The organism is Oceanibacterium hippocampi (assembly GCF_900172325.1).
Classification (GTDB): Bacteria; Pseudomonadota; Alphaproteobacteria; order Sneathiellales; family Sneathiellaceae; genus Oceanibacterium; species Oceanibacterium hippocampi.
Genome location: NZ_FWFR01000001.1, coordinates 881,669 through 904,289 on the forward strand (window position 1 = coordinate 881,669; position 22,621 = coordinate 904,289).

Consider the following 22,621-nt stretch of genomic DNA (forward strand, 5'->3'; position numbering starts at 1 on the left):
TCACATCATCCGCCTGAGCGCCGAAATCACCGTGTAGCGCGTCGTCGCGACAACCAGAAGCGCGAGCGCCGGACCGGCCAGCGCCATCGCGATCCAGCCTGCCACACCGATATGGAAACCGGAAACGAGCGGAATGTCGACCTGTGCCGCCAGCCCCTGCAGGGCGAGCGCGGCAGCGACGCCGAGAACCAGCCCGGGCACCGCGCCGGCGATGGTCAGCCGCAGGAAATGACGCTCGAACTGGCGCGCCACATAGGCGTCATGGGCCCCGACCAGGTGCAGGACCTCGATCACCGCCGACTGCGAGGCCAGGCCGGCCCGGGTGGCGAAGACGACGATCGTCGCCGTGGCGCCTGCGATCAGCAGGAAGACGGAGAGCGCGACAAGCTGCATGGCCCGGGCGAAGCGAACGAGCGGCGCCATCCAGGGCCGGAAATCCTCGACATGCGCCTCCGGCACGGTCTCGGCGAGGCGTGCGGCGATGGTCTCGGGGTCGAGCCCGGCCGCCGCGTCGAGCCGCACGTCGATCAGGCGCGGCAGCGGCAGTTTCGCGGTCACCTCGTCATCGCCGAACCAGGGGCTCACGAGGCGGCGAAGCTCGGCTTCCGGAAGCGCCGTCGCCGTTGCGACGCCGGGGATCTGGCGCAGGCGCTCGACCGCTGCCGCCTCGAGCGCCGCCATGTCGGCGTCCGCCCTGTGGGCGATCTCGACCGTCAGCTGGCTCTCGGCCGTGGCCTGCCAGCCGCCGACGGCGCCGTGCAGGCTCGATGCGCCGGCGATCGCGAGCGCGGCGAGAAACAGCATCACCGCGATCAGGTAGGGCAGGGTGCGGGCGGACCCGTCGCGCTCCAGCCGAAGCTCGTGGACTCTAGCCATTGCCGGCGTCTCCGTCGGCGGGTGCCGCCTCGGCGAAGGCAGGGACCCCGGCCGGAACGGTGCGAAGCTCGCCCTGGCTGATCACCAGCAGCGGGTTCGGGAAGCGCGCGATCAGCGATTCGTCATGGGTGGCGATGACCACGGTGGTACCGATCTTGTTGAGTTCGACGAACAGCCGCATCAGCCGGTGCCCCATCGTGGTGTCGATGTTGCCGGTCGGCTCGTCGGCGAGCAGCAGCTTCGGCCGGGCGATGACCGCCCGCGCGATGGCGACGCGCTGCTGCTCGCCGCCCGACAGGGTCGGCGGCCGGGCGTCCATGCGATCTTCCAGCCCGACCCAGGACAGCAGCTCGCGGACATGGGCGCCGATCTGATTCGCCGGCGCGCCGGCGATGCGCAGCGGCAGGGCCACGTTGTCGACCGCCGAAAGATGGTCGAGCAGGCGGAAATCCTGGAACACCACGCCGATCCGGCGGCGCAGCGCCACCAGGTCGGCGCGGGCGGCACGCGAGACGTCCTGGTCGAACATCGTCACCAGGCCGCGGCTCGGCCGGTGCGACAGCGACATCAGTTTCAGCATCGACGTCTTGCCGGCCCCGGTCCGTCCGGTCAGGAAATGGAAGGAGCCCGGCGCCAGCTCGAACGAGATGTCGCGCAACACCTCCGGGCCGTTGGCATAGCGCATGCCGACATTCTGGAAACGCACCACGATCGGGCAACCCCCTCAACGATCCGGCAATGGAAACCGGGTGGACGGCAAGGCCGCTTGACGACTGCCATCCAACCATCGGACCATCATGTTCACGCCGTTGCTCAACCTTGCGCCGGTATCAGCAACGGCCTATAAAGTTTTGGTTCGAAAGCAAAACTCCCGCGGATGATATTAACCTGTCCTTCCTGCGCAACGCGATATCTCATTGATCCGGCTGCGCTCGGCAGTGAAGGTCGTGTCGTGCGATGCGCGAAATGCAGCCACACCTGGCGTGAATTTCCGCCGCCGCCGAGCGCACTTCCCGATAACGAGATCCCGATCACCCCGCCGCCTCCGCCGGAGCCGGAGGACGTCGTCGCGACCGGCGAGGGCGAGGGCGCTCGCCGCAAGGAAAAGCGCGGCCGGGGTCGCGAACGCGGCCGCAACCTGCCGGCGCTGCGCAAGGAACGACGGTCCGGCTACGGTCTAATTGGCTGGCTTGCCCTGCTCGTCGTGGTCGCCGCGCTGTGTGCCGGGGCACTCCTTGCGCGCGAACAGATCGTCCAGCTCTGGCCGGCATCGAGCAAGCTCTACGGAATGCTGCAGATGCCGGTCAATCCGAACCAGATCGGTCTCGAGTTCGAGAACGTCAAGCCGTCCAAGCAGCCCGAGAAGAACGGCGAGATGTTCCTGATCGTCTCGGGCGACATCCGCAACGTTGCGCGCGAGACCCGGCCGTTGCCACGCCTGCGCATCGCGCTGCAGAATGCCGATCAGCAGGAAATCTACCACTGGACGGCGGATCTCGGCGTCTCCGAACTGGCGGCAGGCGACGTGCTGCATTTCTCGAAGCGGCTGAAGAATCCACCTGCTGCGGCGGTGGGCGTGAAAGTGACATTCGTCGAAACGGGCGGGCAGGAACAGTGATCAATACAACGGGACGCGGCCGCAAGAGGGCGGAGGTCTTGTACTCGGCCGCCGAGATCGCCGCGCGGAACGAGGAGCTGGCCGCCAGCATCGCCAGTTCGCTCGGCACCGACGTGCTGGTCGTGGCGATCCTGAAGGGCAGCTTCGTCTTCGCCGCCGACCTGGTCCGGGCGCTGCATCACGCGGGCGTGCAGCCGCAGATCGATTTCATGGCGCTCTCGTCCTACGGCAGCGCGACGGAAAGCTCGGGCAGCGTCCATATCAGCCGCGACATTTCCGACGACGTCCGTGACCGCAACGTGCTGCTGGTCGACGACATCCTCGAATCGGGCCGCACGCTGGGCTTCGCCAAGAAGGCGCTGGCCGAGCGCGGCGCCCGCGATGTCGAGGTCTGCGTGCTGCTCGACAAGCCGGGCAAGCGGGTCGTCGATCTCGATGCCGAGTTCGTCGGATTCACCTGCCCGGACCGCTTCGTGGTCGGTTACGGTCTCGATTATGCGCATTACTATCGCGAGTTGCCCTATATCGGCTACCTGGCGGATTGACGCGGGCAGTCGGGGAAATGGCGCGCATACTGGTTGCCGACGATGAGGAGACGGTCCGCGAGTTCGTGACCCGGGCGTTGCGATACCGCGGCCACGAGGTCGGCCAGGCGATCGACGGAGCCTCGGCGCTCGAAGCGCTGCAGCGCGAGCCGTTCGACCTGTTGCTCACCGATATCGTCATGCCGGTGATGGACGGCATCGCGCTGGCCCTCAAGGTCTCGCGCGACTATCCGGCGATGCGGATCCTGATGATGACCGGGTATGCCAACGAGCGGCAGCGGGCGCATAACCTGGACGCGCTGATCCACGACGTCATTCTCAAGCCGTTCTCGCTCGACGAGATCTGCGCCAAGGTCGACGAGGCGCTTGCCGTACCGCATGCCTGAAGGTTTCCTGGCCGTCCGCTGACGGCGTGCCGGGTCGCCTCAGAAGCGGCGCAGCAGCCGGTCGATATAATCAAGCTCGAAACGCGGGCGGCCGCGCTCGCCGGAGCGGCGATAGAGTTCGTTCAGAATTTCCCGGGCGCGCTGCAGGTCGGCCTTGTCGGGCACGCTGACATCGTCGCCGGTATCCCCCCAGTTGCCGCCGACCGGCCGGCCGAGCGGGTCGCGGGACGACGGATCGCCCGGATTCTGCGCGGTCCGGCCCTGCTCGCCCTGGCCCATCTGTTCCATCATCTCCTGCGCAAGCGCCTGGGCGCCGGCGCGGAGCTGTTCGAGGGCGTCGCTCTGCGAACCGAGCGCGCTTTCGGTTTCCGAGCCCTCCAGCGAGCGCCCGGCGTCGCGCATCATCCGCTCGGCCTGGCCGAGCGGGTCGGGGATCGCGCCGCGGCCGGCGCCGAGCCGGGCCATGATGTCGCCGAGCGCGCGGCGAAGCGCCTCCTGGCGGGCGGCGAGGTCGCCGCTGTCGCCCGGCTGACCCGGCTGTCCCTGCTCGCCCGGCTGTCCCGGCCGGCGCTGCCCCTGCTGGCCCTGCTGGCCGCGCTGGCCTTGCTGCGAGCGGCGAAAGGTCTCGTCGAGCAGTTCCTGCTGGCCCTGCATGAGATTGCCGAGTTCCTGGAGCGCCTGCTGGCCAGCCTGCTGCTGGCCCATGTTGGGCATCCGCCCGGCCTGCAGGTTCTCCAGCATCTGGCGAAGCTGGTTCAGCAGATTCTGCGCCATCTCCTTGGCGCCCGACTTGCTGAGGTCGCCGATGCGGTCGAGCATCTCCTGCAGGTCCTGCTGGTTCAGGGTCTGCGCGTCGGCGTCGATTTCAGGCAGTTCGCCGCCCTCGGCCATCTGGCGCTGGGCCTGTTCGGCGAGCGCCTGCATGAATTCCTCCATCGCCTGGCGCAGTTCGTCGATGAGCCGCTCGATCTCATCGTCGGGCGCGTTGCGGGCCAGCGCCTCCTGCAGCCTTTCCTGGGCACTGCGCAGCGCCCGCTCCGCCAGCGAGACATTGCCATCCTCGATCCGGAGCGCGGTCTCCCAGAGGATTTCCTGGACCTCCGGGATCGCCGCGGCGCCTTCCGGCGACAGCAGGCGATGCACGGCAATGCGGAGCGCGAGGAACGCGACGACGTCCTCGTGGTAGCGCTCGGGCACGGCGGAGATCGCCGAGAGCGCGCGGGCGATCCGCTCACGCTTCTCGGGCTCGAGGGTCAGCAGCTTGCGCTGTTCGACGATGGCGCGGGCCACCGGGTGGAAGAATACCCGTTCCGGCAACACCATGGAGACGGTCTCGCTCGCGCCCTGCTGGCCGGCATGGTCGCGCGCGAGAAGGCGCAGATCGACCCGTGTCCCCGCCCAGGGATGGGCGGTCAGGTCGTGAAAGCTCTGTCCCGTCGCCTGCCGGGGCGAAAGCGCCGGCAGGACGAGGGCGATTTCCAGATGCTCGCCGGTCACGTCGCCGGCGGTGCCCGAGGGGCCGGCGACAGGCCGTGTCAGCTCGACGACCGCGTCGGCGAGGCCGTAATCGTCGGCGGCCGAATAGCGCAGCCCGAGGGCGCTTCGCGCGGTCGGCATCGGCGGTTCGTCGAACGCGATCGTAGGCGGCAGGTCCGGGATGATCCGGACTTGCCAGGATTCGAGCGCGTTCTCGCCCTCGCGGACAACGATCTGCTCGGCCGTCGAGAGCGTCGATTCGATCTGGTAGTTGCTGGCGTCGATCGCCTCGAAGGCTTGCGCCTGCCCGTCGATGACGAGTTCGGGCGGCTGCTTGCCGCCGTTCAGGCGGATCAGCAGCGTGCTGCCGACCGGCACCGCGTGCACCGGGTCGGGCGCCGCCACCGCCGTCTCGACCACCGGTCCCGGGCCACCCGGCGCGGTCGCGTTCCGGGTCAGGAATACCGGCGGCAGGCGGGTATAGGGGGGCGGGCTGATCCAGGCCTCGATCTCGATCGGTGCGCGCGCGACCGAGAGGTCCGGGAGCAGCGCATGACGCAGCCGTTCCGGCGCGTCCTGGCCGGCGACGCCGACGCCGATCACCAGCAGCAGGATCAGGGCGCCGCGAAGGGCGCGCGGATCATGGCGGGCAAGTTCGGGATGCGGCAGGCCGGGGCGCAGGCGGCCCAACCGTTCGCGTGCGCGGCGCTGGTGCTCGTACCAGATCGCCCGCGTGGTCTCGTCGGCGCTGCTGTCGGCGAGTTGATCCTCGATCGTCGCCAGCGGCCGGTGCGGCACGCCGCTGTCGCGCTCGAGACGGCGCACGGCATCGAGCCGGTCGGGCGCCCGCAGGCCGCGCAGGCCGCGGACGAGAACGGCGACGAAACCGATCGCGAACAGCACGAGACCTGCGAGATGCAGCCAGCCGGGAAGATGCGCCCAAAGACCGACCAGCGAGAGAAAGACGAACAGGCCTGCGATTCCGGTCGCCGGCCAGAGCGCCGGCCACAGGCGTTCCCAGGCAATGGCGGCCCAGGCCAGGCGCTCCGGCAATCGAAGGAAGCCGTCGCGCCCGCCGTTCATTGTGCCGCGTCGCGCGCCGGTGGCGCGGCGTCCAGCCAGTCCGGTAGCCGGTCGCGGGACAGGAGGTCCTCGACGCTCTGGCGCGCGCGGACGACGGCGAAGCGGTCGCCGTTCACCAGCACTTCGGGAAGCAGGGGTCGCATGTTGTACGTCGAGGCCATCACCGCGCCATAGGCTCCTGCACTACAAATGGCCACCAAATCGCCGGCGGCAAGGGGCGGGGCGAGGCGCTCGCGTGCGAAGGTATCGCCGGTTTCGCAAACCGGGCCGACGAAATCGACCGGCTGGAGGGCCGTGCCCGATGCTGCCTCGCGGACCGGGACGATCTTCATGTAGGCGTCGTAGAGGGCCGGCCGGATCAGGTCGTTCATGGCGGTGTCGAGGATCACGAAGGTCCGGCTGGCACCCGACTTCACGTACGTCACCTCGCTGACCAGCAGGCCCGCGTTGCCGGCGATCAGACGGCCGGGCTCGAGCTGTATCTCGCAGCCGACATTGCCGGTGATCCGCCCGACCATCGCGCCGTAGGCGGCCGGCAGCGGCGGCTGTTCCATGTCATAGGGAATGCCGAGGCCGCCGCCGAGGTCGATCCGCTGGATATCGTGGCCGTCGGCGCGGAGCGCGTGCACCAGCTCGACGACGCGGGCGAAGGCGGCCTCGAAGGGCAGCAGGTCGGTCAGTTGCGAACCGATATGGACGTCGACGCCGACGATCCGGATGCCGGGCATCGCCGCCGCCTCGGCATAGACCGCCCGGGCGCGGGTCCAGGGGATGCCGAACTTGTTCTCCGCCTTGCCGGTCGAGATCTTCTCGTGCGTGCCGGCATCGACGTCTGGATTGACCCGGATGGTGATCGGCGCCGTCTCGCCGCGCGCCTCCGCCAGTGCGGAAAGGGCGGCCAGTTCCGGCTCGGACTCGACGTTGAACTGGTAGATCCCGGCGTCGAGCGCGAGGGCGATCTCGTCGCGAGTCTTGCCGACCCCGGAAAAGACGATGCTCCCGGCCGGGATGCCCGCCTGCAGGGCCCGGCGCAGCTCGCCGCCTGAAACGACGTCGGCGCCGGCGCCGAGGCGGGCCAGGGTGCGCACGACCGCGAGGTTCGAATTGGCCTTCAGCGAGAAGAAGATCTTTGCCCGCTGGCCGGCGAAGGCCTCGGCGAAGACCCTGTAATGGCGCTCAAGCGTTGCCGTCGAATAACAGTAGAAGGGGGTCCCCACGGCGCGCGCGATGTCGGCGAGCGGAACGCCTTCCGCATGCAGTTCGCCGTCGCGATACTCGAAATGGTTCATCGTTGCTGTTCCCGATAGGGCGCGCGCCCGGCCGAGGCCGTTCGCCCGCATCATGGCGGAGAAGCGCGTTGCCTGTCGAGGCCGGGGCCTCAGTCGGCGCTCTTCCTGTCCTTGCTGACCTGTTTGCCGGACGGCGCCGTCGGCTCGTTCTTCACGCCGCAGCCCGAGAGCGTCGCGGTGAACAGGAACGCCACCGCGAGCGCGAGCAGAGCCGCCCTCATCGGAGCGCCTCCCGCCAGCGGGCGATCTGGGCCCTGACCTGGGCCGGCGCGGTGCCGCCGTAGCTTTGCCGGCTGTTGACCGAATTGGCGACCCCGAGCACGTCGAAGAGCGCTTCGGTGATCCGCGGCTCGACCGCGCGCATGTCGTCGAGCGCCAGGCCGTCGAGGTCGACCGCCTTCTCCTCGGCCAGCCGGACCAGTTCGCCGGTCACGTGGTGGGCGTCGCGGAACGGCATGCCGAGTACCCGTACCAGCCAGTCGGCGAGGTCGGTCGCGGTCGAGAAACCGGACCCGGCGGCGGCCAGCATCGGCCCCTCGTTGACCGTCAGTTCGGCGATCATGCCGGTCATCGCGGCGACGCAGAGCGCCAGGTTGTCGGCGGTATCGAAGACCGGTTCCTTGTCCTCCTGCATGTCCTTGCCGTAGGTCATCGGCAGGCCCTTCATGACCACCAGCAGGCTGGTCAGGTTGCCATAGAGGCGCCCGGCCTTGCCGCGGATCAGCTCGGCGGCATCCGGGTTCTTCTTCTGCGGCATGATCGAGGAGCCGGTCGAGAAGGAATCCGAACAGGTCACGAAGCGGAACTGCGCGCTCGACCAGATGACGATTTCCTCAGCCAGCCGCGACAGGTGGCTCGCGGCGATCGCCGCGGTGCTCAGATATTCCAGCGCGAAGTCCCGGTCCGACACGGCGTCCAGCGAATTCGCCGTCGGCCGGTCGAAGCCGAGCGTCCCGGCCGTTGCCTGGCGGTCGATCGGGAAGGACGTGCCGGCGAGCGCCGCCGCGCCGAGCGGGCATTCGTTCATCCGCCGCCGGCAGTCCTGCAGGCGCCCGCGATCGCGGCCGAACATCTCCACATAGGCCATCATGTGATGGCCGAAGGTCACCGGCTGGGCGCTCTGCAGGTGGGTGAAGCCCGGCATGATGGTGTCGGCATGGCGCTCCGCCTGGTCGAGCAGCGCCTGCTGCAGATCGGCGAATCCCCGGTCGGCGGCGTCGAGTTCCTTGCGGACCCAGAGCCGGAGGTCGGTCGCCACCTGGTCGTTGCGGGAGCGCGCGGTGTGCAGCCGCCCGGCGGCCGGGCCGATCAGTTCCTTCAGCCGCGCCTCGACATGGGTATGGATGTCCTCGAGCGCCGGATCGACGCGCATCTTGCCCTCGCCGAACTCCTGCAGGATGGTCCGCAGGCCATCGGCGATCGCCCGGCCGTCCTCGGCGCTCACGATCTTCTGTTCGACCAGCATCTGGACATGGGCCAGCGAACCCTCGATATCTTCAGCGAAGAGCCGGCGGTCGAAATCGATGGAGGCGTTGATCTTCTCCATGATGGCCGCCGGGCCGCTGGAGAAGCGCCCGCCCCATTGCCGGTTTGACGAGGGTGCGTCGTTATGCTTGGTCATGGTTTCGGGCTCTGGCGTTGACAGGAAAGAAAGGCTGGGTGTGGCTGTGCTGAAATCGCTTCTGATCGCTGGACTGCTTATGGCCGGCTCGATCTTCCCGGCCGGCGCCGATGGCGGGACCCCGCCGCTGTCCGGCGACATGGCGAACTTTAACGTCTCTGCCGAGCTCAAGCCAGTTCCGGATATCGCCTTCGAGGCGCTCGACGGCACGACGCTTTCGCTGCGCGCGTTCCGCGGCAAGCTGCTGCTGGTCAATTTCTGGGCGACCTGGTGCGGCCCCTGCCGGCAGGAGATGCCCGAGCTCGACGCCCTGCAGGCGGAGTTCGGTTCCGACCGCTTCGAGGTGCTGGCGATCGGCCAGGATATCGGCGGCATGGAGAAGGTGACCGGCTTTTTCGCCGATTACGGGATCCGGCATCTGCGGCCGCTCAACGATCGCCGCTCGGCCTCGGGTCGCAGTCTCGGCGTGTTCGGCCTGCCGACCACGCTGCTGATCGATGATGAAGGTCGGGAAATCGGTCGTCTGGTCGGCCCCGCGGCGTGGCACGGGCCGGCGGCCAAGGCGCTGATCCGGCATTACCTGGATGCCGCCGTGAAGACCTGAGGAACCGTTCGGTGCCCGGCGCGCTCAGCGCGTCGGGACCGGAACCTCGCCGCGATAGTCGTAGAAGCCGCGCTGGACCTTCTTGCCGAGCCAGCCGGCCTCGACATATTTCACCAGCAGCGGGCAGGGACGGTACTTGCTGTCGGCAAGGCCGTCATAGAGCACCTGCATGACCGCGAGACAGACGTCGAGGCCGATGAAGTCGGCCAGCTCGAGCGGTCCCATCGGGTGATTGGCGCCGAGCTTCATGGCGGTGTCGATCGCCTCGACGGTGCCGACACCCTCGTAGAGCGTGTAGACCGCCTCGTTGATCATCGGCAGCAGGATGCGATTGACGATGAAGGCCGGGAAATCCTCGGCCGGCGTCGGCGTCTTGCCGAGTCGGACGGTGAGTTCGCGGATCGCCTGGAAGGTCCGTTCCTCGGTCGCGATGCCGCGGATCAGCTCGACGAGCTTCATCAGCGGCACCGGGTTCATGAAATGCATGCCGATGAAACGTTCCGGCCGGTCGGTGGTCGAGGCGAGCCGGGTGACCGAGATCGAGGACGTGTTGGTGGCGACGATCGCTTCCGGATTCAGCTTCGGGCAGACTTCCGCGAAGATCTTGCGCTTGACCTGCTCGTTCTCCGTCGCCGCCTCGATCACGAGATCGACCTTGTCGAGGAAGTCGTAGTTCGACGCGGTCTTGATCCGCTTCAGCGCGGCGACATGATCTTCCTCGCTGATCACGTTGCGGGCTGCCTGACGGGCCAGGTTGCCGTCGATCGTGTTGAGCGCTTTCGAAAGCGCCTCCTCGTTAATATCGGTCAGATAGACGTCGTAGCCGGCGAGGGCACATACATGGGCGATGCCGTTCCCCATCTGGCCGGCGCCGATCACGCCGATCGTGTTGATCTCGGGCAGGTTATCCACGCTCATTCGTTTACGCTCGCCTCGCTGCGCGCTCAGGAGAGCGCTTCTTCCAGTTCCGGGATCGCCTTGAAGAGATCGGCGACGAGGCCGTAGTCGGCGACCTGGAAGATCGGCGCCTCCTCGTCCTTGTTGATGGCGACAATGACTTTCGAATCCTTCATGCCGGCGAGATGCTGGATCGCACCGGAAATGCCGACCGCGATGTAGAGCTCGGGCGCCACGACCTTGCCGGTCTGGCCGACCTGGTAGTCGTTCGGCACGAAGCCGGCATCGACAGCGGCGCGGCTCGCGCCGACGGCGGCGCCGAGCTTGTCGGCGACCTTCTCCAGCAGCACGAAATTCTCGCCGGAACCCATGCCGCGACCGCCGGAAATGACGATCTTGGCGGCGGTCAGCTCGGGACGCTCGGACTTGGAGAGTTCCTCGCCGACGAACTCGGACAGGCCCGGATTGTCGGCCGCGCCGACCTTCTCGACCGAGGCGCTGCCGCCTTCAGCCGCGGCGGCGGCAAAGGTCGTGCCGCGCACGGTGATGATCTTCTTGGCGTCGCCGCTCTGCACCGTCGCCATGGCATTGCCGGCATAGATCGGGCGGATGAAGGTGTCGGCCGAGACCACCGCGGTGATGTCGGAAATCTGCGCAACGTCGAGCAGGGCGGCAACGCGCGGCATGATGTTCTTGCCGTTCGTGGTCGCCGGCGCGAGCAGCGCGTCGTAGTCGCCGGCCAGGCCGACGATCAGCGCCGCCGTCGGCTCGGCGAGCAGGTGGTCGTAGGCCGCGTCGTCGGCGTGCAGCACCTTGGCCACGCCGGCGATCTTGGCGGCCGCCTCGGCGGCCCCGGTAGCGGCGGCGCCGGCGACGAGGACATGCACGTCGCTGTCGACGGCGATTGCGGCGGTGACGGTGTTCAGGGTCGCCGCGGCCAGCGTGCCGCCGGCATGATCGGCAATGACAAGGGCGGTCATCAGATCACTCCCGCTTCGTTACGCAGTTTGTCGACCAGCTCAGCCACCGATTCGACCTTGACGCCGGCCTTCCGCTTCGGCGGCTCCTCGACCTTGAGAACCTTCAGGCGGGGCGCGATGTCCACGCCGAGCGCCTCGGGCGTCTGCTCGTCGATCGGCTTCTTCTTCGCCTTCATGATGTTCGGCAGCGACGCGTAGCGCGGCTCGTTCAGGCGCAGGTCGGTGGTCGCGATCAGCGGCATCTTGAGGGTCAGCGTCTGCAGGCCGCCGTCGATCTCGCGCGTCACCTTGGCGGCGCCGTCGGCGATCTCGATCTTCGAGGCGAAGGTGCCCTGCGCCCAGCCGAGCAGCGCGGCCAGCATCTGGCCGGTCTGGTTGCTGTCGTCGTCGATCGCCTGCTTGCCGAGGATGACCAGTTCCGGGCTTTCCGCCTCGACCAGCGCTTTCAGGATCTTGGCGACCCCGAGCGGCTCGACGGTCGCGTCGGTCTTGACCAGGATTCCGCGATCGGCACCCATGGCCAGCGCGGTGCGGATGGTTTCCTGCGCCTGCTGCGGCCCGACGGAAACCGCGATGATCTCGCTCGCGACCCCGGCTTCCCGAAGACGAATCGCCTCCTCGACGGCAATCTCGTCGAACGGGTTCATCGACATCTTGACGTTGGCGAGCTCGACCCCGGTCTGGTCGGCTTTGACGCGGATCTTGACGTTGTAGTCAACGACCCGTTTGACGGCGACAAGAACTTTCATTCGGCGCTCTTCGAATTCGTTGGACGGGTTGCGCGGGACCTAAGCGAACGAGGGAGATCGCTCACGCATGCGGCGCTGCACCATAGAAGCATGACATTGCGGTGTCAACGAATGGCAGCCCCCGGAATATGAAGGCATTCCGGCGCTCTCAGCGGTTTGCGCCGGGCTTCCAGAGCACGTCGCGGCCGCCGTTGTCATTCGCTTCCCGGGCGAGCACGAAGAGCAGGTCCGAGAGCCGGTTGATGTAGCGGATCGCGGCCTCGCTCACGACTTCCTCGCGGGCCAGGGCAACGACCCGCCGTTCCGCCCGCCGCGTCACGGTGCGGGCCTGGTGCAGGAACGCCGCCGCGGCCGCGCCACCCGGCAGGATGAAGGATTCGAGCGGTGCCAGAGCGGCGTTCACCCGGTCGATCTCGGATTCCAGCCAGGTCACCTGCGGATCGGTCACGCGAAGCCGCTCCCGCGTCGATCCTTCCGCCTCCGGCGTGCAGAGATCCGCGCCGAGGTCGAAGAGGTCGTTCTGGATCCGTGCCAGGGTCTCGTCGAGCCGGCCCGCGGCATGCAGGCGCGCCAGCCCGATCGCCGCGTTCGCCTCGTCGACGTCGCCATAGGCATCGACCCGGAGCGCGTCCTTGCCGACCCTGCTGCCGTCGCCGAGCGAGGTTTCGCCGCGATCGCCGCCACGGGTATAGATCCGGGTCAGTTTGACCATGTCCCCTCCAATGCTGCCTGGCGCCGGGTTCCGCCCGTCAGGACGGCGCGCCCATCATCCACAGGGCGGCCATGATGAGGATCACGGCGAGGAATTGGAAGAGGATGCGAAGGCGCATCAGCTTGTTGGCGTTGCGGCGATTGAATTCGCCGCCGCGCAGCATCGAGAAGATGCCGACGCCGAGCACCGCGACGGTCGCGAGGACCATGACCGGTATGAGGAGGGCAAAAACGTTCATTGGCGAAATATAGTGCGTCGCGCGCCAACCGCACAGGGGCCTTGCCGAAGCCTGCCGCCTCCGGCTATTAGCGATGCATTCGGTCGTGGGAGTATGCGTTGGAAGCTGCGGATATCGTCATCGTCGGCGGCGGCGTCATCGGCAGCGCCGTTGCCTACTTCCTGAAGGGGCCGGCGCGATTTCCCGGTCGCGTCACCGTCGTCGAACGGGACGCGAGCTATTCGGAAGGCTCGACCGCGCGGTCGGCCGGATCGATCCGCCAGCAGTTCTCGACGCCCGAGAATATCCGCATGTCGCAGTTCGGCCATGCCTTCCTCGGCTCCCTGCAGGAGCATCTGGGGGTCGATGGCGATCCGGTCGATATCGGCTTCCACGCGGCCGGATACCTGTTCCTTGCAACCCCTGCCGGCCTGCCGGTGCTGGCCGCCAATCACGCCATTCAGACCGCCGAGGGGGCGGAAATCGCGCTGCTCGACACCGCGGCGCTGGCCGCACGCTATCCCTGGCTCGCGCTCGACGACCTTGCTGCCGGCACGCTCGGGCTCGCCGGCGAGGGCTGGTTCGATGGCTACGGCCTTGGCCAGGCCTTCCGGCGCAAGGCGCGCTCGCTCGGCGTCGACTATCGCCACGACCGGGTCGTCGGGCTTGACCGCGATGGCGCCCGGATCACCGCCGCGCGGCTTGAAAGCGGCGGGCGGCTCGCCTGCGGGGCACTGGTCGACGCGGCCGGGCCGCGCGGCGCCGAGATCGCCGCGATGGCCGGGCTCTCGCTGCCGGTGCGGCCGCGCAAGCGCTTCGTCTTCGTGTTCGACTGCCGGGCCGCTGCCGACGGCCGCTTCGCCGACTGCCCGCTGGTGATCGACCCGTCCGGCGTCTATTTCCGTCCCGAGGGCCCGCAGTTCATCACCGGCCTCTCGCCGGGCGTCGACGATCCCGACCCTGACTGCCTCGATCTGGAAGTCGATCACGACTGGTTCGACGAGCGGATATGGCCTGTGCTGGCGGCGCGCGTGCCGGACTTCGAGGCGATCAAGATGATCCGGGCCTGGGCCGGGCACTATGCCTACAACACGCTCGACCAGAATGCCGTGCTCGGCCCCCACCCGGAGATCGGGAACTTCTATTTCGCTAACGGCTTTTCCGGGCATGGCCTGCAGCAATCGCCGGCGGTCGGTCGCGCCATCGCCGAACTGATCGTCGAGGGCGGCTATCGCAGCCTCGATCTCTCGCGCTTCGGCTACGAGCGGATCGTCGCCAACGAGCCGGTACTGGAGAAGAACGTGGTCTGAACAGTCGCCGACACCGTGCCGTGACCCCGGACACGGTTCGTTAAAGCCGGCGGGGCTATGCTCGGTGCCTGTTGACGAACGGGGATCCGAACGACGCCAGGTGGCGGCGGCGCGATCCCCGGAAGCGCGGAGGATCGCAATGCCGGCACGCTGGCTTGTCGTCGCCCTGGGCCTTCTGCTGCTCCCGGCGTTTACCGCCGGGCCTGCTCCCGCGCCGCTTCCGTCCGGCCGGATGGCGCTGGTCTTCTTCGATTCGCTGGCGCTGATGCGGGGCGAGGGGCAGGACGCCAGCGTTCCGGGCCTCGTCCGTCGCTTTGAAGGGCCGGTCGTGATCCGCCTGCGGGGCAGCGCGTCTGCTCGGACCCGGGCCGAGGTCGCCCGCATCGCGGCGCGTCTGAGCGACTGGACGGGGCGCCGGTTCCGGCTTGTGGACGAGATACCCTACCGAACCCGGCATATCGACATCACGGTGCATGACGATGCCCGGGTCGGCGCCCGCCACGGCGACGAGGGCGCGGTCTGCTTCACCCGTACATGGGGCCGCCAGGGCCACCTGTTCCGCGCCGCGATCGACATCGGCGCCGATTACGCCGATTGCCTGGCGCACGAGATGATGCACGCGGTCGGGTTCGACAATCACTGGGCCGGGCGCGACGCCGGGGCGGACTGCCCGTCGGTATTGGCGCACCGTCATACGGATGCCCGGACAAGCGATTTCAGCGCCTTCGACGAGATGGCGATCCGCCTGCTCTACAGCGCCGAACTCAGCCCCGGGATGGTGCGGGCGGAGGCGCTCGCCATCGCCCGCCGGGCATTGATGCCGGGGCGTTCGGCCAGCTGACGGCCGTATCGCGCATGCTGACGTTGTCGCCGCACCGTCACGTGACCTCCGAACGAAGCCATTCCAGCACGGCATCTCGCGCGGCGTTCGACTTTCGCTGCGCGGGTTGAACCACGTAATAGCCGCCCTGGTCCTCCCGCCCGTCCTGCCACAGGACGACGAGCCGGCCCTCGGCGAGCGAACTGCCCAGAAGCAGACGTGGCACGAGCGCGATGCCTTGCCCGTTTGCCGCGGCATCCATGGCCAGCGCGGTCTGATTGAACTGCATGATCCGATGCCGGGCGCCATTGGCCGTGTCGGCGAGCAGCGCTTCCCAGTATCGGTGGCTGTCCTGGATCAGGCGGCGATCGGCCAGCGCGCCGATATGGTCGACGGCACTGACGGTCTTTCCGAACTCCGGACTGCAGACCGCGCAGAGGTCGAGGCGGGCGAGCAGCGACCATTCCAGACCCTTTCCGAACGGTGGGCGCCCCTGGCGGATCGCCAGGTCGATGCCGTCGGAGCGAAAATCCGCGAGCCGTTCGCTCGCCATCGTGTGGAGATCGATGTCGGGATGTCGCTCGGCGAAGCGGCCGAGCCGGGGCACCAGCCATTTCGCGGCGAACGACGGTGTCATGCTGAGGGTTATACGGGCGTTCTCCGGCCGGAGCTCACGGGTCGCCTGTTCGATGATCGTGAATGCCCGGCGGAGCGGCGCGTGATAACTGGCCCCGCTCTCGGTCAGTGCCAGGCCGCGGGCCTGCCGCAGGAACAGCGGCACCCCGAGGTCGGCCTCCAGCCGCCGGACCTGCTGCGCCACCGCCCCGGGCGTCAGGTTCAGCTCGTCCGCGGCGCGTCGGAAATTGAGGTGCCGGGCGGCGGCATCGAACATCCGCAACATGTTCAGGTTCGGCATTCGCACGGGCGGAGCGGCTCTTTCAGGCAGTAGATTTTCTACAGTCTCGCGCGACAAGCGATGATTGGTCAAGCGGCCGTCCGCGGTTCATGTTGATGACGGAATGTGACAACGGGAGAACCAGTCATGACGTCATCGAAGGTTGCGCTCATCACGGCAGGTGGCAGCGGCATGGGCGCGGACGCCGCCCGGCGGCTGGCCGCGGACGGTTACGAAATCGCGATCCTGTCATCCTCGGGCAAGGGTGAAGCCCTGGCGAAGGAACATGGCGGGATCGGCGTGACCGGTTCGAACCGCTCGGTCGAGGATCTGCAGAAGCTTGTCGACCTTGCGATGGAACGCTGGGGGCGCATCGACGTGCTGGTCAATTCCGCCGGCCACGGCCCGAAGGGTCCGGTGCTGGAAATCAGCGACGACGACTGGCACGTCGGGATGGAGGTATATCTGCTGAACGTCGTGCGGCCGGCCCGCCTCGTCGCCCCGGTCATGTCGGCGCAGGGCGGCGGCGCGATCGTCAACATCTCGACCTTCGCGGCCTTCGAGCCGGACCCGTTGTTTCCGACCTCGGGCGTGTTCCGGGCCGGGCTGGCCGCCTTCACCAAGCTCTTCGCCGACAAGTATGCCTCCGACAATGTCCGGATGAACAACGTTCTTCCCGGCTTCATCGACAGCCTTCCCGAAACCGCCGACCGTCGCGCGCGGATCCCGATGGGGCGCTATGGAAATGCGGACGAGGTTTCGGCCCTGATCGCCTATCTGGCGTCGGACGCCGCCGCCTACGTGACCGGTCAGAATATCCGTATCGACGGCGGGCTGACCCGTGCCGTCTGACGCGATCGTCGGGTTGCGGGGTACGGGCCGGATTGCCTTCGCGATCAAGTGGATCGCCTCGGCCATGCAGATCCTCGGATATTCCGCGACGGCCGTTGGGCTGGCGCCGTGGAATATCTACCTGTTCCTGGCCGGTCTGACGGGCTGGCTCGCCGTCGGCGTGCTGTGGAACGACAAGGCGATCATGCTGATCCACCTTGCCGCCCTCGGTGCCATGCTGGTCGGGCTGGCCGGCGGGTCCTAGTTCGCGCCGTCCAGCAAGCGGCGGGCGATGACCTGGGCCTGGATCTCGCCGGCGCCCTCGAAGATGTTGAGGATCCGGGCGTCGCAGAGCACCCGGCTGATCGGGTACTCCATGGCGAAGCCGTTGCCGCCGTGGATCTGCAGCGCGTTGTCGGCGGCGCCCCAGGCGACCCGGGCGGCAAGCAGCTTGGCCATGCCGGCCTCGAGGTCGCAGCGCCGGCCCTCGTCCTTGGCGCGTGCCGAGGCGTAGGTGAGCTGACGGGCGATCATGATCTCGGTCGCCATCCACGCCAGCTTGCCGTAGACGCGCGGGAAGGCGCCGATCGGCTTGCCGAACTGGATCCGCTCGCGGGCGTAGGCGAGGCCAAGTTCGAGCGCGTTCTGGGCGACGCCAAGCGCGCGCGCCGCGGTCTGGATGCGGGCGCTCTCGAAGGTCTGCATGAGCTGCTTGAAGCCGTTGCCCTCGCTGCCGCCGAGCAGGTTCTCCTTCGGCACCTCGAAGCCGTCGAAGCCGATCTCGTATTCCTTCATGCCGCGATAGCCGAGCACCGGGATCTCGCCGCCCGACATGCCCTCGGCCGGGAAGGGATCGCCCTCGGTGCCGCGCGGCTTTTCGGCGAGCAGCATGGAGAGGCCCTTGTAGCCCGGCGCGTCCGGGTTGGTGCGGGCGAGCAGGGTCATCACGTCGGCGCGGGCGGCGTGGGTGATCCAGGTCTTGTTGCCGGTCACCTTGTAGACGTCGCCGTCGAGGCGGGCGCGGGTCTTCAGGCTGGCGAGGTCGGAACCGGTGTTGGGCTCGGTGAAGACCGCGGTCGGCAGGATCTCGCCGCTGGCGATCTTCGGCAGCCAGCGCGTCTTCTGCGCGTCGGTGCCGCCGAGCAGGATCAGTTCGGCGGCAATCTCCGAGCGGGTGCCGAGCGAGCCGACGCCGATATAGCCGCGCGAGAGCTCTTCCGAGACCACGCACATCGATGTCTTGCCGAGGCCGAGGCCGCCGAAATCCTCCGGGATGGTCAGGCCGAAGACGCCGAGTTCGGCCATCTCCTCGATCACCGACATCGGGATCAGTTCGTCCTTCAGATGCCAGTCATGGGCGAACGGCACGACCTTCTCGTCGGCGAAGCGGCGGAACTGCTGCGCGATCATGGTGTAGGTCTCGTCGAGACCCGGATCGCCGAAATCGCCGGTCGTCGTGCCCTCGGCGATCAGCGTCCCGATCTGTGCGCGCACGCCCGGCGCATCGCCCGCCGCGATCAGCCGGCGCACCGCCGGGGTCAGTACGCTGGCCATCGCCGCCTCGTCGAGGCCGAAATGGGCCGGTCGGACGATCTCGCCCTGGGTCATCGCCACGCCGCCGGCGAGCTGGCCGAGATATTCGCCGAAGCCGGCCTGCAGGATAAGCCGCTCGATCTCGCCGAGCTTGCCCTCGTCGTCAAGCCGGACGGCCCAGCCGCGCAACTCGCGCAGGGCCTCGACATAGGTCGCGATCCAGGCGAAGCCGTGGGCGCGGAACTGCTCTTGCTCGAGGCGCGCGGTATCGATCCGGCCGTCGGCGCCGCCGACCTGTGCCGCGACCCGTTCGGCGACCAGCGAGCGGTAGCGCTCGGCCGCCTCGACCGCCTCGCCGGTGATTGCCAACAGATCGTCGAGAAGCGGGCCGGTGCCCGCCGCGTCCGCTTCGAGTGCCGCAGCCGTCATCGTTCTTCCTTACAACGCGAGTATCTTCGAATGTCGATGCCCCCGCCCGGATCGCCCGTGCGGGACGGGACGGGCGGGGGCTATGCCGTCCGCCCGGTCAGCCGTTGCCGGCCTCGATCGCATCCTCGACCGTGCGCATGCCGGGATATTTCGCCGACACCAGCACCGCCATGTTCCCCGGCTTGTGCTCGTTCTTGTACATCTTCATGTGCGCGCGCGGGATGTCGGACCAGGAGAAAACCTCGCTCATCACCGGGTCGATGCGACGCTCGATCATCAGCTGGTTGGCCTGGGCGGCCTGTTTCAGGTTGGCGAAATGGCTGCCCTGGATGCGCTTCTGCCGCATCCAGACGAAGCGCGCATCGAAGGTGATGTTGTAGCCGGTGGTGCCGGCGCAGAAGACCACCATGCCGCCGCGCTTGACCACGAAGCAGGACACCGGGAAGGTCGCCTCGCCCGGATGCTCGAAGACGAAATCGACGTCGTTGCCCTTGCCGGTGATCGCCCAGATCGCCTTGCCGAACTCGCGGCACTTCTTCATGTAGGCGCCGTAGGCCTCGGTATCCTCGACCAGCGGCATCTTGCCCCAGCAGTCGAAGTCCTTGCGGTTGATGACGCCCTTGGCGCCGAGCGAGAGCACGAAATCGCGCTTCGATTCGTCCGAGATCACGCCGATGGCGTTGGCGCCGGCGGTCGAGATGAGTTGGATCGCCATCGAGCCGAGGCCGCCGGAGGCACCCCAGACGAGCACGTTGTCGCCCGGCCGGAGGATATGCGGGCGATGGCCGAACAGCATGCGGTAGGCGGTGGCGAGCGTCAGCGTGTAGCAGGCGCTTTCTTCCCAGGTCAGGTGGCGCGGCCGATGCATGATCTGGCGCGACTGCACCCGGGCGAACTGCGCGAACGAGCCGTCCGGCGTCTCGTAGCCCCAGATCCGCTGGCTCGGCGAGAACATCGGGTCGCCGCCGTTGCATTCCTCGTCGTCGCCGTCGTCCTGGTTGCAATGCACCACGACCTCGTCGCCGACCTTGAAGCGCTTGACCCGGCTGCCGATCGCATAGACCACGCCCGAGGCGTCGGAACCGGCGATGTGGTAATCGGCCTTGTGGATGTCGAACGGGCTAACAGGGACGCCCAGTCCGGCCCAGACGCCGTTGTAGTTGACGCCCGCGGCCATCACGAGAATCAGCACCTCGTCCGGGTCGATCGTCGGCGTATCGACGACCTCGACCTGCATCGCCTTGTCGGGCAGGCCGTGCCGTTCGCGCCGAATCGCCCAAGCATACATCTGCTTCGGTACATGTCCGAGCGGGGGAATCTCGCCGACTTCATAGAGGTCTTTGTAGACGCCTTTCGCCGCACTTTCGGTCGTCGCGTCGGCGACGCTTTCGGTTTCAGCCATGGCCATTCCTCCAACCTTCCTTGTCTCGCGGGCGGCGCGCCGCTAGGCTCGCAACCCGATCATTTCAGCCGTCTCCCGCGGCCGGAAGCGGCGAACTGAGGGCGATCTAAGAGGATCGATCAGGATGCTGCAAGTTCTTTTTGCACCGCAGCAGAGAGACATGATATTTCTTCCAGCGACCTTGCGCCGCAATATTGCGCCGTGACAGGGGTCAGTCGACGAAACGATGTTGTGCAGATGAGGTTCAGGTGAGCGGCAAGGCGGACAGGACGGAAACCCCGGTGAAGCGCGACAAACCGTGGCTGTTCCGGACATATTCGGGACATTCCTCGGCGCGCGCCTCGAACGAGCTGTACCGGACGAACCTGGCGCGCGGGCAGACCGGGCTGTCGGTGGCCTTCGACCTGCCGACCCAGACCGGTTACGATTCCGACCATCCGCTGGCGATCGGCGAGGTCGGCAAGGTCGGCGTGCCGATCGGCCACCTGGGCGACATGCGGGCGCTGCTCGACGGCATCCCGCTCGACCGCATGAACACCTCGATGACGATCAACGCGACGGCGCCCTGGCTGCTGGCGCTCTATATCGCGGTCGCCGACGAAACCGGCGCGGCGCGCGAATCGCTTACCGGCACGGTGCAGAACGACATCATCAAGGAGTATCTGAGCCGGGGCACCCACATCTTCCCGCCCGAGCCGTCGATGCGGCTGATCACCGACGTGATCTCGTTCACCGCCGGCGAGATGCCGAAATGGAACCCGACCAACATCTGCTCCTACCACCTGCAGGAGGCGGGCGCGACGCCAGTGCAGGAACTGGCCTATGCGCTGGCCAACGCGATCGCCGTGCTCGACGCGGTGCGGGCGACCGGGCGCTTCGACGATGACGCCTTCCCGCGTGTCGCCGGCCGGATTTCCTTCTTCGTCAATGCCGGCATCCGCTTCATCACCGAGATCTGCAAGATGCGCGCCTTCGGCGAGTTGTGGGACGAGATCCTCGAAACCCGCTACGGCGTCGAGGACCCGAAGTTCCGGCGCTTCCGTTACGGCGTGCAGGTCAACTCGCTCGGCCTGACCGAGCAGCAGCCGGAGAACAACGTCTATCGCATCCTGCTGGAGATGCTGGCGGTCACCCTGTCCAAGGACGCCCGGGCCCGCGCCGTGCAGCTGCCGGCGTGGAACGAGGCGCTCGGCCTGCCGCGCCCGTGGGACCAGCAATGGTCGCTGCGCCTGCAGCAGATCGTCGCCCACGAGACCGACCTGCTGGAATACGAGGACATTTTCCGCGGCTCCGAGGTGATCGCTGCCAAGGTCGAGAGCCTGAAGGCCGAGGCCAAGGCCGAACTCGACCGGATCCTCGGACTCGGCGGCGCCGTCGCGGCCGTCGAGACCGGCTACATGAAGGAAGCGCTCGTCCAGGCCAATGCCGAGCGGGTGCGCCGGGTGATGGACGGCTCGACCGTCGTGGTCGGCGTCAACCAGTTCACCGAAAGCGCACCGTCGCCGCTGCTGGATGCGGGCGACGGCGGCATCATGACCGTCGACCCGGCGGCGGAGAATGCCCAGATCGAGGGCCTCGCCGGCTGGCGGGCAGGCCGCGATCAGGGCGCCGTCGACGCGGCGCTGGCCGCGCTCGCCGAGGCGGCGAAGGGCGGCGCCAACATCATGCCGGTCTCGATCGAGGCGGCGAAGGCCGGCGTCACCACCGGCGAATGGGGCGAGACCCTGCGTCGGGTGTTCGGCGAGTATCGAGCGCCGACCGGCGTCGGCGCCACGGTCAGCCGGGTCGGCGGCGACCGCCTGACGGAAACCCGCAACCGGGTCGAGGCGGTCGCCCGGCGGCTTGGCCGGCCGCTCAAGATCCTGATCGGCAAGCCCGGCCTCGACGGTCATTCCAACGGCGCCGAGCAGATCGCCGTTGCCGCGCGCGACTGCGGCATGGAGGTGGTCTACGAGGGCATCCGCCTGACCCCGGACCAGATCGTCAACGCGGCGCTGGAGGAGGCGGTTCACCTGGTCGGCCTGTCGATCCTGTCGGGCAGTCACGTGAAGCTCGCCGAGGATGTCCTGAAGGGCCTGCGCGATCTCGGGCTCGGCGCAGTGCCGGTGATCGTCGGCGGCATCATCCCGCCCGAAGACGCGGCGCGCCTGAAGGCGGCGGGGATCGCCGCCGTATACACGCCGAAGGATTACGACCTGACCGCGATCATGGCCGATATCGCCGGGATCATCGACGCCCGGGGCGAGGCGGCCTGAGGATAACTTGCCCGCGGGCCGCCTGTGAGAATCGGGGAAAAGCCGGTGCGTGCTTATCCGCCAGCGGCTTGCCGGGCTCGCCACCGGGGATGG

The 22,621-nt window shown here is 67.9% G+C and carries 23 protein-coding genes; 9 read left to right on the forward strand and 14 right to left on the reverse strand.

The annotated features are described in order from the left end of the window. Both OCH7691_RS04085 and ftsE read right to left on the reverse strand, forming a co-directional pair. Complete coding sequence (locus OCH7691_RS04085) at nt 1–876, reverse strand: cell division protein FtsX (RefSeq protein WP_085882116.1); 876 nt, start codon at nt 874–876, stop codon at nt 1–3. Further along, entirely contained in the window at nt 869–1,585 is a 717-nt protein-coding gene (gene ftsE / locus OCH7691_RS04090) for a cell division ATP-binding protein FtsE (RefSeq protein WP_085882117.1), read from the reverse strand. Before ftsE ends, OCH7691_RS04085 begins: the two co-directional genes overlap by 8 nt. A 168-nt stretch (nt 1,586–1,753) precedes the next feature. Here ftsE and OCH7691_RS04095 point away from each other — a divergent pair, with 168 nt between their 5' ends. The 3 genes from OCH7691_RS04095 to OCH7691_RS04105 are packed head-to-tail and all read left to right on the forward strand — an operon-like array spanning nt 1,754 to nt 3,425. Continuing rightward, complete coding sequence (locus OCH7691_RS04095) at nt 1,754–2,494, forward strand: MJ0042-type zinc finger domain-containing protein (RefSeq protein WP_085883488.1); 741 nt, start codon at nt 1,754–1,756, stop codon at nt 2,492–2,494. Nucleotides 2,495–2,532: 38 nt separating this feature from the next. After that, nucleotides 2,533–3,039: a hypoxanthine phosphoribosyltransferase gene (gene hpt, locus OCH7691_RS04100; protein ID WP_245826468.1), complete on the forward strand. Its 507-nt coding sequence runs from the start codon at nt 2,533–2,535 to the stop codon at nt 3,037–3,039. Between the two features lie 17 nt (nt 3,040–3,056). After that, nucleotides 3,057–3,425, forward strand: coding sequence for a response regulator (locus OCH7691_RS04105; protein WP_085882119.1), 369 nt, complete (start codon nt 3,057–3,059; stop codon nt 3,423–3,425). Nucleotides 3,426–3,464: 39 nt separating this feature from the next. On the opposite strand, the gene OCH7691_RS04110 is transcribed toward OCH7691_RS04105, so the two are convergent. The 4 genes from OCH7691_RS04110 to argH all read right to left on the reverse strand — a co-directional run bounded on the left by OCH7691_RS04110 (nt 3,465) and on the right by argH (nt 8,894). Beyond that, on the reverse strand, nt 3,465–5,984 hold the full coding sequence (locus OCH7691_RS04110) for a TIGR02302 family protein (RefSeq protein WP_085882120.1): 2,520 nt from the start codon (nt 5,982–5,984) through the stop codon (nt 3,465–3,467). Further along, the gene (lysA, locus tag OCH7691_RS04115; protein WP_085882121.1) at nt 5,981–7,273 is read right to left on the reverse strand and encodes a diaminopimelate decarboxylase; all 1,293 of its coding nucleotides are present in this window, start codon (nt 7,271–7,273) and stop codon (nt 5,981–5,983) included. The genes OCH7691_RS04110 and lysA overlap by 4 nt, the downstream gene beginning before the upstream one ends. 89 nt (nt 7,274–7,362) lie before the next feature. Further along, on the reverse strand, nt 7,363–7,494 hold the full coding sequence (locus OCH7691_RS23745) for a hypothetical protein (RefSeq protein WP_281251883.1): 132 nt from the start codon (nt 7,492–7,494) through the stop codon (nt 7,363–7,365). After that, on the reverse strand, nt 7,491–8,894 hold the full coding sequence (gene argH, locus OCH7691_RS04120) for an argininosuccinate lyase (protein WP_085882122.1): 1,404 nt from the start codon (nt 8,892–8,894) through the stop codon (nt 7,491–7,493). Before argH ends, OCH7691_RS23745 begins: the two co-directional genes overlap by 4 nt. A gap of 40 nt (nt 8,895–8,934) precedes the next feature. On the opposite strand from argH, the gene OCH7691_RS04125 reads away from it, so the two are divergent. Beyond that, on the forward strand, nt 8,935–9,498 hold the full coding sequence (locus tag OCH7691_RS04125; RefSeq protein WP_176244907.1) for a TlpA family protein disulfide reductase: 564 nt from the start codon (nt 8,935–8,937) through the stop codon (nt 9,496–9,498). A 24-nt stretch (nt 9,499–9,522) separates the two neighbouring features. On the opposite strand, the gene OCH7691_RS04130 is transcribed toward OCH7691_RS04125, so the two are convergent. The 5 genes from OCH7691_RS04130 to OCH7691_RS04150 all read right to left on the reverse strand — a co-directional run bounded on the left by OCH7691_RS04130 (nt 9,523) and on the right by OCH7691_RS04150 (nt 13,074). Continuing rightward, on the reverse strand, nt 9,523–10,416 hold the full coding sequence (locus OCH7691_RS04130) for a 3-hydroxybutyryl-CoA dehydrogenase (protein ID WP_085882123.1): 894 nt from the start codon (nt 10,414–10,416) through the stop codon (nt 9,523–9,525). Nucleotides 10,417–10,442: 26 nt separating this feature from the next. Beyond that, nucleotides 10,443–11,375, reverse strand: a complete 933-nt coding sequence (locus OCH7691_RS04135) for an electron transfer flavoprotein subunit alpha/FixB family protein (protein WP_085882124.1) — start codon at nt 11,373–11,375, stop codon at nt 10,443–10,445. After that, nucleotides 11,375–12,124 carry an electron transfer flavoprotein subunit beta/FixA family protein gene (locus OCH7691_RS04140; RefSeq protein ID WP_085882125.1) on the reverse strand — a complete coding sequence of 250 codons (750 nt, stop codon included), beginning with the start codon at nt 12,122–12,124 and terminating at the stop codon, nt 11,375–11,377. Before OCH7691_RS04140 ends, OCH7691_RS04135 begins: the two co-directional genes overlap by 1 nt. Before the next feature lie 148 nt (nt 12,125–12,272). Then, nucleotides 12,273–12,836 (reverse strand): cob(I)yrinic acid a,c-diamide adenosyltransferase, encoded by a 564-nt coding sequence (locus tag OCH7691_RS04145; protein ID WP_085882126.1) that lies wholly within the window; start codon nt 12,834–12,836, stop codon nt 12,273–12,275. Nucleotides 12,837–12,873: 37 nt separating this feature from the next. After that, nucleotides 12,874–13,074, reverse strand: a complete 201-nt coding sequence (locus tag OCH7691_RS04150) for a twin transmembrane helix small protein (protein WP_085882127.1) — start codon at nt 13,072–13,074, stop codon at nt 12,874–12,876. A gap of 98 nt (nt 13,075–13,172) precedes the next feature. Here OCH7691_RS04150 and OCH7691_RS04155 point away from each other — a divergent pair, with 98 nt between their 5' ends. Both OCH7691_RS04155 and OCH7691_RS04160 read left to right on the forward strand, forming a co-directional pair. Continuing rightward, nucleotides 13,173–14,363: an NAD(P)/FAD-dependent oxidoreductase gene (locus OCH7691_RS04155; RefSeq protein ID WP_085882128.1), complete on the forward strand. Its 1,191-nt coding sequence runs from the start codon at nt 13,173–13,175 to the stop codon at nt 14,361–14,363. Between the two features lie 139 nt (nt 14,364–14,502). Further along, nucleotides 14,503–15,204: a DUF2927 domain-containing protein gene (locus OCH7691_RS04160; RefSeq protein WP_085882129.1), complete on the forward strand. Its 702-nt coding sequence runs from the start codon at nt 14,503–14,505 to the stop codon at nt 15,202–15,204. Nucleotides 15,205–15,241: 37 nt separating this feature from the next. On the opposite strand, the gene OCH7691_RS04165 is transcribed toward OCH7691_RS04160, so the two are convergent. Then, the gene (locus OCH7691_RS04165; RefSeq protein ID WP_217807786.1) at nt 15,242–16,084 is read right to left on the reverse strand and encodes a LysR substrate-binding domain-containing protein; all 843 of its coding nucleotides are present in this window, start codon (nt 16,082–16,084) and stop codon (nt 15,242–15,244) included. A gap of 141 nt (nt 16,085–16,225) precedes the next feature. On the opposite strand from OCH7691_RS04165, the gene OCH7691_RS04170 reads away from it, so the two are divergent. Together OCH7691_RS04170 and OCH7691_RS04175 are read left to right on the forward strand one after the other, a co-directional pair. Then, nucleotides 16,226–16,930, forward strand: coding sequence for an SDR family oxidoreductase (locus OCH7691_RS04170; RefSeq protein ID WP_085882130.1), 705 nt, complete (start codon nt 16,226–16,228; stop codon nt 16,928–16,930). Next, nucleotides 16,920–17,174, forward strand: coding sequence for a DUF6552 family protein (locus OCH7691_RS04175; protein ID WP_085882131.1), 255 nt, complete (start codon nt 16,920–16,922; stop codon nt 17,172–17,174). The genes OCH7691_RS04170 and OCH7691_RS04175 overlap by 11 nt, the downstream gene beginning before the upstream one ends. Here OCH7691_RS04175 and OCH7691_RS04180 read toward each other — a convergent pair. Together OCH7691_RS04180 and ccrA are read right to left on the reverse strand one after the other, a co-directional pair. Then, the gene (locus tag OCH7691_RS04180) at nt 17,171–18,871 is read right to left on the reverse strand and encodes an acyl-CoA dehydrogenase family protein (protein ID WP_085882132.1); all 1,701 of its coding nucleotides are present in this window, start codon (nt 18,869–18,871) and stop codon (nt 17,171–17,173) included. The two genes, OCH7691_RS04175 and OCH7691_RS04180, sit on opposite strands and share 4 nt — an antisense overlap. A gap of 97 nt (nt 18,872–18,968) precedes the next feature. After that, nucleotides 18,969–20,273 (reverse strand): crotonyl-CoA carboxylase/reductase, encoded by a 1,305-nt coding sequence (gene ccrA, locus OCH7691_RS04185; RefSeq protein ID WP_085882133.1) that lies wholly within the window; start codon nt 20,271–20,273, stop codon nt 18,969–18,971. A gap of 248 nt (nt 20,274–20,521) precedes the next feature. Here ccrA and OCH7691_RS04190 point away from each other — a divergent pair, with 248 nt between their 5' ends. Further along, entirely contained in the window at nt 20,522–22,528 is a 2,007-nt protein-coding gene (locus tag OCH7691_RS04190; protein ID WP_085882134.1) for an ethylmalonyl-CoA mutase, read from the forward strand. The last annotated feature ends 93 nt before the right edge of the window (nt 22,529–22,621 follow it).

Excerpts from the sequence above, each read along its gene's own strand:
- OCH7691_RS04085 (WP_085882116.1), bottom strand. The coding sequence starts at position 876 with ATGGCTAGAGTCCACGAGCTTCGGCTGGAGCGCGACGGGTCCGCCCGC.
- OCH7691_RS04095 (WP_085883488.1), top strand. The coding sequence starts at position 1,754 with ATGATATTAACCTGTCCTTCCTGCGCAACGCGATATCTCATTGATCCG.
- OCH7691_RS04105 (WP_085882119.1), top strand. The coding sequence starts at position 3,057 with ATGGCGCGCATACTGGTTGCCGACGATGAGGAGACGGTCCGCGAGTTC.
- OCH7691_RS04110 (WP_085882120.1), bottom strand. The coding sequence starts at position 5,984 with ATGAACGGCGGGCGCGACGGCTTCCTTCGATTGCCGGAGCGCCTGGCC.
- lysA (WP_085882121.1), bottom strand. The coding sequence starts at position 7,273 with ATGAACCATTTCGAGTATCGCGACGGCGAACTGCATGCGGAAGGCGTT.
- OCH7691_RS23745 (WP_281251883.1), bottom strand. The coding sequence starts at position 7,494 with ATGAGGGCGGCTCTGCTCGCGCTCGCGGTGGCGTTCCTGTTCACCGCG.
- argH (WP_085882122.1), bottom strand. The coding sequence starts at position 8,894 with ATGACCAAGCATAACGACGCACCCTCGTCAAACCGGCAATGGGGCGGG.
- OCH7691_RS04130 (WP_085882123.1), bottom strand. The coding sequence starts at position 10,416 with ATGAGCGTGGATAACCTGCCCGAGATCAACACGATCGGCGTGATCGGC.
- OCH7691_RS04135 (WP_085882124.1), bottom strand. The coding sequence starts at position 11,375 with ATGACCGCCCTTGTCATTGCCGATCATGCCGGCGGCACGCTGGCCGCG.
- OCH7691_RS04140 (WP_085882125.1), bottom strand. The coding sequence starts at position 12,124 with ATGAAAGTTCTTGTCGCCGTCAAACGGGTCGTTGACTACAACGTCAAG.
- OCH7691_RS04145 (WP_085882126.1), bottom strand. The coding sequence starts at position 12,836 with ATGGTCAAACTGACCCGGATCTATACCCGTGGCGGCGATCGCGGCGAA.
- OCH7691_RS04150 (WP_085882127.1), bottom strand. The coding sequence starts at position 13,074 with ATGAACGTTTTTGCCCTCCTCATACCGGTCATGGTCCTCGCGACCGTC.
- OCH7691_RS04160 (WP_085882129.1), top strand. The coding sequence starts at position 14,503 with ATGCCGGCACGCTGGCTTGTCGTCGCCCTGGGCCTTCTGCTGCTCCCG.
- OCH7691_RS04165 (WP_217807786.1), bottom strand. The coding sequence starts at position 16,084 with ATGTTGCGGATGTTCGATGCCGCCGCCCGGCACCTCAATTTCCGACGC.
- OCH7691_RS04170 (WP_085882130.1), top strand. The coding sequence starts at position 16,226 with ATGACGTCATCGAAGGTTGCGCTCATCACGGCAGGTGGCAGCGGCATG.
- OCH7691_RS04180 (WP_085882132.1), bottom strand. The coding sequence starts at position 18,871 with ATGACGGCTGCGGCACTCGAAGCGGACGCGGCGGGCACCGGCCCGCTT.
- ccrA (WP_085882133.1), bottom strand. The coding sequence starts at position 20,273 with ATGGCTGAAACCGAAAGCGTCGCCGACGCGACGACCGAAAGTGCGGCG.